The sequence below is a fragment of the Pseudomonas sp. R62 genome, assembly GCF_000257605.1.
In the GTDB taxonomy this organism is placed as follows: Bacteria; Pseudomonadota; Gammaproteobacteria; order Pseudomonadales; family Pseudomonadaceae; genus Aquipseudomonas; species Aquipseudomonas atacamensis.
Map to the genome: position 1 here is coordinate 2,262,516 of NZ_JH635998.1, position 10,239 is coordinate 2,272,754.

General features: G+C 60.8%; 8 protein-coding genes. 2 read left to right on the top strand and 6 right to left on the bottom strand.

Annotated elements, in window-relative coordinates; all coding sequences use genetic code 11:
- Positions 1-134, top strand: a 134-nt coding sequence (locus OQK_RS29925; RefSeq protein ID WP_162098726.1) for a homocysteine S-methyltransferase family protein, incomplete at its 5' end; no start/stop codon positions are given.
- Positions 135-254: 120 nt separating this feature from the next.
- On the opposite strand, the gene OQK_RS11175 is transcribed toward OQK_RS29925, so the two are convergent.
- Genes OQK_RS11175 through OQK_RS11185 form a run of 3 tightly spaced genes read right to left on the bottom strand, consistent with a single transcriptional unit; the run spans position 255 to position 2,019 of the window.
- Positions 255-926, bottom strand: a complete 672-nt coding sequence (locus tag OQK_RS11175; protein WP_016772460.1) for a GNAT family N-acetyltransferase — start codon at positions 924-926, stop codon at positions 255-257.
- A gap of 12 nt (positions 927-938) precedes the next feature.
- Positions 939-1,385, bottom strand: coding sequence for a GNAT family N-acetyltransferase (locus tag OQK_RS11180; protein WP_016772461.1), 447 nt, complete (start codon positions 1,383-1,385; stop codon positions 939-941).
- A 10-nt stretch (positions 1,386-1,395) separates the two neighbouring features.
- A complete protein-coding gene (locus OQK_RS11185) occupies positions 1,396-2,019 on the bottom strand; it encodes an FMN-binding negative transcriptional regulator (RefSeq protein ID WP_038860859.1) in 624 nt (207 codons plus the stop codon).
- Positions 2,020-2,112: 93 nt separating this feature from the next.
- On the opposite strand from OQK_RS11185, the gene pdxR reads away from it, so the two are divergent.
- Entirely contained in the window at positions 2,113-3,663 is a 1,551-nt protein-coding gene (gene pdxR, locus OQK_RS11190; protein ID WP_016772463.1) for a MocR-like pyridoxine biosynthesis transcription factor PdxR, read from the top strand.
- Here pdxR and OQK_RS11195 read toward each other — a convergent pair.
- The 3 genes from OQK_RS11195 to OQK_RS11205 form a co-directional block, all read right to left on the bottom strand.
- On the bottom strand, positions 3,620-8,224 hold the full coding sequence (locus OQK_RS11195) for a dermonecrotic toxin domain-containing protein (protein WP_016772464.1): 4,605 nt from the start codon (positions 8,222-8,224) through the stop codon (positions 3,620-3,622). The two genes, pdxR and OQK_RS11195, sit on opposite strands and share 44 nt — an antisense overlap.
- A gap of 141 nt (positions 8,225-8,365) precedes the next feature.
- On the bottom strand, positions 8,366-9,460 hold the full coding sequence (locus OQK_RS11200; RefSeq protein ID WP_016772465.1) for a polyamine ABC transporter substrate-binding protein: 1,095 nt from the start codon (positions 9,458-9,460) through the stop codon (positions 8,366-8,368).
- Positions 9,457-10,239: histone deacetylase family protein (locus tag OQK_RS11205; RefSeq protein WP_016772466.1), on the bottom strand; the 783-nt coding region annotated here is incomplete at its 5' end. The genes OQK_RS11200 and OQK_RS11205, both read right to left, overlap by 4 nt.

Sequence of the window (10,239 nt, forward strand, 5' to 3'; positions counted from 1 at the left end):
GTGACGATCTCGATCCGCCGGGGTATCTGCACTGGGCGCTGGACTGGCAACAGCGCGGCGCCAGTCATCTGGGTGGCTGCTGCGGGATCGGCCCGGAGCACATTGCGGTGCTGGCGCAAGAACTGCGTCGTTAAGAAAGAACCCGCCAATTGTGGGAGCGAGCCTGCTCGCGAAAGCGGTCAGTCAGTCAATATTTCAGTGACTGACACAGCGCCTTCGCGAGCAGGCTCGCTCCCACAGGGGCTTTGTGACGATCAGCTACGGCACTCGGCCAAGCCTTTCACCTGGCCATCAGGCGTCTGGTTTTCATCGCTCAGCCAGCGCTCGAATCCCGCACCGATCGCCGGCCATTCCGCATCCAGAATCGAATACCACGCGGTATCGCGGTTCTGCCCCTTGACCACCATGTGCTGGCGAAACACCCCTTCGAAACTGAAGCCCAGACGCTCGGCCGCGTATTTGGAGCGAGCGTTGCCGTTGTTGCACTTCCATTCCAGGCGCCGGTAACCCAGCTCGAACGAATACTTGGCCAGCAGGTACACCGCCTCGGTGCTTTTCGGCGAGCGTTGCATTGGCGCACCGAAAGTGACGTGGCCGATTTCGATGCGGCCCTGCGCCGGGACGATCGACATCAGGCTGAGGATGCCTTGCACCTGACCAGTCGCGCGGTCGATGACGCTGAAGAAATACGGGTCGCTGTTGGCCGCATGATTGTTCAGCCAGTCGTTGAACGCGCTGCGCTCGCGAAACGGACCGTAAGGCAAGTAATCCCAGAGCTTCGGATCGGCACCCGGCCCTTCGAGGGCGGCGTACAGTTGCTCGGCATGCCGCGCCGGGTCGAGTTTTTCCAGATGAATGAAACGGCCCTCGAGCAGGGTGGCGGAGGGGGCGGGGACGCCTTTCCAGTCAGCGAGTGAAGCGGTCATGTGCGCGTCTCCTTACAGTGCCTTGCGAAATTGGATGAAGCCCGGGCGTTCAGCGATGCGCTCGTAGAGCTGGATCGCGGTGGCGTTGGTTTCATGGGTCAGCCAGTGGACTTTGCAGCAGCCATCGGCTTTGGCGGTAGCGTAGACATGCTCGATCAACAGCCGGCCGACACCGGTGCCACGGGACTCGGGCAGCACCAGCAGATCCTGCAGATAGCAGGAATTCTCGATGCTCCAGTTCGAGCGATGATAGATGTAATGCACCATGCCCAGCGCTTTGCCTTCAGCCCAGGCGAGGGCGGCGTGGGTCGGTTCGTTCGGGTCGAGAAAACGCTGCCAAGTGCTTTGGGTGACAGCGTCCGGCAGTTCCGTGTTGTAGAAGCGCAGGTACGCCTGCCATAGCGGCAGCCAAGCGGCGTGGTCGTTGGCGCTGACCGGGCGAATGTCGATCTGAGTCATGGTGATTTCCTTAGCGCATCAGGCTGGCGAGGGTTTGATCGTTGGCGTCGGGGCTGGCGGCAAGGCCTTCGCGCACCCCGGCAATATCTTCGGCGCTGCGGTTCTGGCTGAGCTTGCGTTTGCCCTCGAGGCGGTCGATGGGAATGGCGAAACCGACGATGGCTTTGAGCATGGTGTCGATGTAATCGGCTGGCGCATCGTCCACCGACCACGGCTGGGCACGGCCTGCCTCGTGACGGTCGGTCAGGGTGCTGACAATGTCGAGCAGGCGCCCGCCATCGCTGAAGGTCTCGGCCTGACCGTAGGCGTGCACGGCGATGTAGTTCCAGGTCGGCACGACCTTGCCGTGCTCGGCCTTGCTCGGATAGAAGCCGGGGCTGACGTAGGCGTCCGGGCCGGCGAAGATCAGCATCGCCTCGGCGCCGTCACGCAGGTCTTTCCACTGCGGATTGGCCTTGGCCAGATGGCCGTAGAGCGTGCCGTATTCGCCCTGTTCGCGATGCAGCAGCACCGGCACGTGGCTGGCTTGCAGGCCGCTTTCGCCGTGGCTGACCAGAATGGCCAGGCGCGTGGCGAGGATCAGTTCGTGCAGTTGGGACAAGTCTTCGATGGCAAAGGCGCGTGGCGTGTACATGGACAGATTTTCCTTGGCGAATGCCTGCATCCTAGGCAGGCTATTGGTCTGTTGTAAGAGCCATTGCCGAGCCATTTCATAGGTCCATTCGCCATGCCTGATCTGCCACCCTTGTCGATGCCTTTCAATCCGGCCGGAATCGAGCTTGATCGCCGTCAGGGCCTGAGCCGCCAGCTCTATCAGGCTTTGCGCCTGCGGGTGCTCGACGGGCGTCTGGCCAGTGGCACGCGATTGCCGGCCAGCCGTGACCTGGCCGCGGCGCTGGGCATTTCCCGCAACAGTGTGGTGCGCGCCTACGATCAGTTGTATGCCGAAGGCTTTATCGAAGGACGCGTCGGCGACGGTACTTACGTGGCGCAATTGGTGCAGGCATCCACGCCGAAGAAAAAACTATCCACAAATTCATCCACAGGCTTGTCAACAGGCTTACCCACAGCCTTATCCACAAATTGGCTGGATTTACCTGTGAATCCATCCAGCAAAGTTATCCACAGCGACGGATTTTCCCGCATCGAAAAGCATCATTTGCCGCGACCACCGAGCGGTCCGCCGCGCGCTTTTCGGGTGGGCGTGCCGGCATTCGATCTGTTTCCGTTCGAGGTCTGGGCCAAGCTGAACGCGGCTTTCTGGCGTAAACCGGATCTGCAGCAACTGTGTTACGGCGATCCGGCCGGCGATGCACGACTGCGCGGCATGATCGCCGCTTATTTGCGCAGTTCCCGCGGCATGCAGTGCACGGCTGAGCAAATTGTGATCACCAGTGGCGCGCAGCAGGGCATCAGCCTTTGTGCACAGTTGCTGGTCGAGCCTGGGGACGGCGTGGCGATCGAGAATCCGGGCTATCGCGCGGCCGGGCATGCCTTCGCTGTAGCGGGGGCGAAATTGCATGGGGTGGCGGTAGACAGCGATGGTATCGACTGCAGCGCCATGGCTCAGCTCAGCGATTGTTGGGTGGCTTACGTCACGCCGTCCCATCAGTACCCGACCGGCGTGGTGATGAGCCTGGCCCGGCGTCTGGAGTTGCTCGCCTGGGCCGAGCGTGTCGGTGGCTGGATCGTCGAGGATGATTACGATGGCGAGTACCGCTACACCGGCGCACCGCTGGCGCCGTTGGCGGCACTTGATCGTCAGGGGCGTGTGCTCTACGTCGGCACGTTTGGCAAAGTCGCTTTTCCGGCTTTGCGCCTTGGTTATCTGGTGCTACCACCGGCGCTGGTCGACGCGTTCGCGCAACGCCGCGCCGTCGATGTGCGGCATTCGGAGGTCAGCACGCAAGCGGTGATGGCCGAATTCATGGCCGCCGGGCATTTCCAGCGGCATATCCGCCGCATGCGCCGGGCTGCGCTGAGCCGACGCAACTGCCTGCTCGAAGGCTGGCCGACGGTCGCCGGCGTCGGTCAACTGCCCGCCGTGCCGGCCGGGCTGCACTTGACCGTCGCCGTGGACAGCATCGAGCGCGAGCAGCAATTGATCGCTCAGGCCGCTGAGGTCGATGTCGAAATCAACGGCCTGAGCAGCTACTGGCTCCCCGATTCGACTACGCCCATGGATAAGCGCGCCGGCCTGGTGTTGGGGTTCGCTGCTGTACCAGAGCCAGCAATCAAAGCGGCGCTGTCGCGTCTGCGGCAGGCTTGGCGAGATTGAAGAACAGCGTTTCGGCGCTGCGACTGGAAATTTCGCTGCGATGGATTTCGATCAGCCTCTGATTATCCACATCGGTTATTTCAGAGGTGCCTCCCAGGCGGTGCTGGGCAACTGTCTTCATGTGTCCACGCAAAAATGCGCCATCGGGCGCGTCGGCGCTGCTGTAATGGAAATGCGCATAGCAGAGGACCTTGTCGGTATGCGCATCACGAATCTGATACTCGTCAAGGAAGTCATTCTTATGGCGCCTCAGGCGCCGTCGGGTCAGGGTTTTCGAAATGTTCACTTCGCCCTTGTCCTTGAGCCACTCGACCCCGGCGGCTGTTGGTAGTTGTTGCTTGACCAGACGGATTCGTGTGCTGGTGCCCTTTTCCTCCAGCGTCGTAGCCGCAGCGTCGAGCTTGTGGTTGAGCGTCTCGGACGGTTCATGCAGAGCAGCGGTGAGGTTACTCGCCGTCAACGCTTCATCGATGGCGGCACCGGCCTTGCGCAACAGGGCGGCGTGGTTGTGGTATTCCTCTTCGACTTCCACCGGAATGCGCGAGCCGCGTTTGAGGCGCGCCTCGATGCGCCGATGGAACGCCGCCAGCCCGTCGATCAAGGCCTGCCCTGCGCTGATGCTGTTGTTGAGGTTGGGCCGGGCTTTTGGCGACGGTGCCGGCCGTGCATTCTGTTCGACCCAGATACCTGGCGACTCCTCCTTGAATGTCGCGATGACTCTCGTCAGTGCTGTACTGACCTCGACCAGATCGGTGTCTTTGCCGTCGAGGCTTTTTTTCCGTTCGCCGACCAGGATGCCCTTGTTGCGCGTCTTGATGATCTGCCGATTCGAAGATGACGTGGAAGGTCTCGACGGACCGGCTTGCGGCACCAGTAAATGCCGGTAGCGCAACAGATCGGCGAGTCGATTGTCGGCGCTTTCCTTGAATGCGGCCACTCGCGCCTGCAACTGCTTGAGTCGCTCCGTGTGTATGTGTTCGGAATATTCACTCGCCAGGTCATCGAATCGCTTGTCCACGGAAGCAAACTGTTCGCTCACCTGGCTCAGGGCGTCGATGCGTATGCGCAGATCACTGAGGCTTTCATCGGCGCTCAGGTCCCGTGAACTCTGAACGTTCAGCGCAGCATCTTCGAACAGACCGGCCAGCGCTTGTTGTGCCTCGACATGAGCGGTGGAATCGCCGGGCTTGATGCAGGTGTACTGGCCGAGACTGATCTGCAAAGTCTTCAGATCATCCAGCGGGTAGGGCGCAAGGCTGATGTTGTATTTCTGCTTTACATCAAAGCCATCCGGTCCCAGCCTGGTGAGCTCCTTCATGCAGGCTTCAGCCGACTCCATTTTCTCGATAATGGTTTGAGTGACATCGTTCAACTGTTCGAACGCAGAGGTGGCTGCCTGCGATTCGCTGCGCAGTTCGTCGTCGAGTATCGCCTGCACCGCCAGTACCCGCTGCTGGTAATCCGAAGCGTTATTACTCAGCCACTCCTGTCCCAGAAACAACTGCATGTCCAACCGCTCCGGCATTACCGTGCGGTAGTTGGGAATCGACTGCTTGCAGTTGAGTTTCTTGATCAGCTTAATGTTTGCGGCATATTCGTTGTGCTGTGAATCGAGCGTGGCAAGGTACTGCGCAAGCGCTTGCTCGCGTGCCTGCGCAGGGGCATCGTGCAGGCTGTTGCGGTCCGCATCGAGACGGCTCCCTTTGCTCTCCATCGTCAAATCGAACGCAGTAATCTGCTCGGCCAATACGGCCACCTCCTTGGTTCTTATGCCTTGCGCGGCTTGGCGACCTTCTTCCAATCCGCCGCCGCGCAGACGCAAGCGCAGATCGATTACCCACTGGCCGTTGGCGGTATAGGCCAGCCTGGGTCCGGCAGGTCGGGTGGGCTGACGCGTATCGACGATGTGCACATCGCCATGCGCGTTGCGCGCGACTTCGAACCAGCGTTCACCGACGCGGGCGTACCATTTGTCTGCGTGGGCGTAGAGGCCTCGCTGCGCACCCTCTCTGGTGGCAGCGCCAAGCCCTTTGGGCTTGCCGACCTTGAACGTATCCAACAGCTTGGCGAGGGCCAACGGAGATCGTTTCAGCGCCGTGATGCTGTCGATCGATGTGCCATGGGCTTCGGTCAATTGCGGGCCGGTGATGTCCGGCTGGCGCAGCGCTTTGACGATTCTGGCGGCAGGTTTGCTCGTCGCTGTGTCCTCTTCGAGCGTTGTGGCCACGGGCGTCGATGGCGCATCACCCATTGCCGCACGATGGGCGAGCACCATGCCCAGCGCCAGGAGGATATCGGCGATTGCCGTCCAGGCGACTTTCGCCGATTGCTCGTTGGCGCCGTCGGTGATTTCCTGCAGATCATCCATGATCTGCCAGATCCACGCCGCTGTGCCTACGCTGCGGCCCAGAAACGGCAGTGCGGCATTGAGCATCACCCAGCCACCCTGTTTCAGCGAGGCCCAGCGTGCTTCTGCATCGGATACCGATTGCCGGTCGGCTTGAGTGACAAGCGCCTTGACGTTGCGTTCGTGCAGGGTGGCGAGGACATCGCTGGCGATCACCTGAGTGCCCAGCGCGACCGCGCCTGACATGTCCAGTGCTGTGGTCGGGTTGATCATCAGTTGCGGGATCGTCCACACCGACGGCAGCCTGGCGGTGAAGACGAACTGGCTGTAATTGAAGCGCACATCGTCCGGCAACCAGGCCAGTACCGAATCGCGCAGATGTCGCGAATGCTGGATCGCAAAGAGCAGATTGGCAAATCCCGGATATTGCAGCAGAGCCTTGTCGAACAACGGTCGATACAGCACGCACGGCCCTTTGTCGGCATCGCGCGGGCCTATGACATACATGTTGTCGACAGTGTCTGCGGTGGAGCGGCTGCGATGGGCCACGAACGCCAATGGGCGAATGACGATTTCCTCGCCATCGACGTAGCGTTCTGCGTCAGTGGTGGCCAATGCGGCAACCACGTATCGATAACCCGATTCGTCAATGCCGGCTCTGCCCTGGATCTTGTGCTGCAACGCCAGCAATGGCAGCTCGACGCGTAGCTGACTGGTATAGAGCCTTTCCAACCGTGACGCTTGCACTGAGTCGTCTATCAGTACGGCCTTGAGATGCGCCGGGTAGGTCTTGCCGATGTCGACCGTGCTGACCAGCTTCTCCAGAAAAGTCGCGCTCATCCACTCGGGTACCGGGCTGCCATCCTTGTACCGCACAGTCTTGTTGCCCAAGGGCAGGCCGGCGAGATTTTGCAGGGCGAGCTCGGTCAGCGTCCATGTCTGAGTCTGAGTATTTCCCGGCAACACAAACGTGCCCCAGACCACGAGACTGGTGATGGTGATTTCGATGTTGTCGATGTCCAGGTCTTTGGCGTCGGGCTGCTCCTTGAGAATCTGTTTGATCAGCGCTGCCCGAGTGAACGCCTGCAGGCTGGTGATTTCGTTCTGAAAGGATTTGCCGTTGTTCTCGTGCTGCAGCGTCGTCAGGTCCAGCAGGTGCCGGCTGTAACGTGTCTGATCGATGGGCAAGGCGTCGTTCAGCCAATCCGGAAGCATCGACTGTAAACGCTCGAAGTGCGCTTCGAGGCGCGGTGTCGGTTGTGCCGGTTTGCCGGCCGTGCCGGTATGCGGATAGACGCGTTTATCAGGGGAGTCCTGAAAAAAACTGATTTTGCCCAAGGCATCCGCTTCCAGAGAAATCAGCGTGCAGGCCTGCTGGTCGAAGAAATTGCCCTGGGGTTCGACCAGCCGCCACTTGAGATCTTTGCCCGTGGCGTTTGCGCCATATATCCGCAGCAGAGCCTCGCCGAGTTCCTCCAGTGAATCGAAACGCTGAAAGCCCTGAGTAATCGCGTGGGTGAGAATCAATGTACGGTCTGCGATGCTGCCGACCAACACTGCGGCGTCGAGCAGGGTCAAGTGGCTTTGCGTGTCGGCGTTCCCCTGATCGAGATCAATCAGATATGCCTTTGCCGAGTACGGGGCGGGGGCCAGGCGTTGTTGCGGGTCGGGCTGTTTGAAAATCGCCTGGGCCATGGCGATTTCATCGGCATCCCAGCCGACGCTGGCATCGACGTTCCACAGGTTGCGCAGTGCCTCGGACAATTGCTGCCAGCGCGGTTGCCCGGGATAGGTGAACTCGTCCCAGTAGTCGACGTGCTGCTCCTTGTAGGCGATGAACAGCAGCGGTGCCAGTTCGTTGAGCAACAGGCCGATCGCATCGATCTTCACCGGCAGATGCGCAGGGGCGGGCACGCCGGGTTGCAGGGTCAGGTAATGCTCACCATCGAGGTACGTCACCGTGGTACCGGACAGGCCGAGCCGCACCAGCGCGTTGGTCAGCGATCCAGCCTGATACCCGTCGGGTACCACTCGACCCTCCACAATGGCCCAGGTGGGTTGCACGACCATCGCCAGACGCGGGTCTATGTCGAGATTCGGATACAACGTCTTGAGGGCTTCGCGCAGCGTTTTTGAAGCGACCTCTTGCAGCGAGGGGCCGGTAACCAGCTGAGTCACGATATCGACGGCACTGGCTTTGGGAATGGCGGTCATGGTGGTTTCCTGCTCTGTCGGGACGCCGCGAGGGCGGCGGAGCAGGTCAAGTTAAAAGGCGCGACAGCGACCCGTGCGGTAGATAAAGCTGCCAGGCAAAAAAAAGACCCGCCTCGGCGGGTCTCCGGCAAACGAGCCGGTTCAGGTCCCGGACTTGATTTTCGTCCAGGCCCGCGTGCGTGCGCGTTCGGCATCCCGAGGCAGCGGCTGCAAGGTGTAGAGCGTGCTCATTGCCGCATCGCTCGGATACAGGTTCGGGTTGTTGCGAATGGCTGGATCGACCAGGCCGGTGGCGTCCTTGTTCGGGTTTGGATAACCGACAAAGTCGCTGACCGGAGCAATCACCGCCGGTTGCAGCAGATAGTTGATGAAGGTGTAGGCGTCTTCGGTGTTCTTCGCGCCCTTGGGAATGGCGAGCATGTCGAACCAGATCGGCGCGCCTTCTTTCGGCAAACGCATATCGACCACCACGCCGTTTTTCGCTTCCTTGGCGCGGTTGGCCGCTTGCGAGAAGCTGCCGGAATAACCGACGGCCACGCAGATGTCGCCGTTGGCAATGTCGGCCATGTACTTGGAGGAATGGAAGTACGTCACATAAGGGCGGATTTTCATCAGCAGCGCTTCGGCCTTGGCGTAATCCGCCGGCTTCTTGCTGTTGGGGTCGAGACCGAGGTGTTGCAGAGCCAGCGGCAGAATCTCCGACGGCGAGTCGAGCAGGGCGACGCCGCACTGCTTGAGCTTGCTGATGTTTTCCTCTTTGAAGATCAGATCCCAACTGTCCACGGGCGCGTTGTCGCCCAGGGCCGCCTTGATCCTGGCCGGGTTGAAACCAATCAGGATGGTGCCGTACATGTACGGCACGGCGAACTTGTTCCCCGGGTCGTTGGCCTCGATCAGCTTCATCAGTTTCGGATCAAGGTGGTTCCAGTTCGGCAGTTTGCTGCGATCCAGCGGCTGGAACACCCCGGCCTCGATCTGCTTGGCGAGGAACACGTTGGACGGCACCACCACGTCATAACCGGAATTGCCGGTGAGCAGCTTGGCTTCGAGTGCTTCGTTGGTGTCGAAGATGTCGTAGATCAGTTTGGTCTGGCTGTTCTGTGCCTTGAAGTCGTCCAGCGCCTTGGGCGTGATGTAGTCGAACCAGTTATAGACGCGCAGCGTGCGTTCTTCGGCGTAGGCGCCAGCGCTGAGCAGAGCCGCGCACAGCGCCGAGGCGATCAGTCGCTTTTTCATTGTTCGAAACCTTCCAGCACGTTCACCGCGTTGATGCCGATTTCCTCCACCGCGTAGCCACCTTCCATGACGAACAGGGTCGGCTTGCCGAGGGCGGCGATGCGTTTGCCCATGGCCAGATAATCCGGGCTGTCGAGTTTGAACTGCGAGATCGGGTCGTCCTTGAACGTGTCGACGCCGAGGGAGACGACGATGATGTCCGCGCCATAGCGATCGATCTCGTCGCAGGCCTGATCCAGCGCCGCGCTCCAGACATCCCAGCCGGAACCGGCCGGCAGCGGATAGTTGAAATTGAAACCTTCACCGGCACCTTCGCCACGCTCGTCGTCGTAGCCGAGGAAGAATGGAAACTCCGCTTCCGGGTGGCCGTGGATCGAAGTGAACAGGACGTCGCTGCGTTCGTAGAAAATCGACTGAGTGCCGTTGCCATGGTGGTAGTCGACGTCAAGAATCGCGACTTTCTTGTGGCCCTGCTCGAGAAAGGCCTGAGCGGCGATGGCGGCGTTGTTGAGGTAGCAATAACCGCCCATCAAGTCGCTGGCGGCGTGATGTCCCGGCGGACGGCACAGGGCGAAGGCCGCGCGTGCGCCACGCTGGATTTCAGCCTGCGCGGTAAGCGCCACTTGCGCCGCGCTGTAGGCCGCTTGCCAGGTGCCGGCGGTAATCGGCGCGCCACCGTCGAAGCTGTAATAACCGAGCTGGCCATGCAGGCTGGTCGGTTTGATCGCACGCAGCGTGCGCGCCGGCCAGGTGTAGGGCAGCAAGTCGCCGTCGGTGTT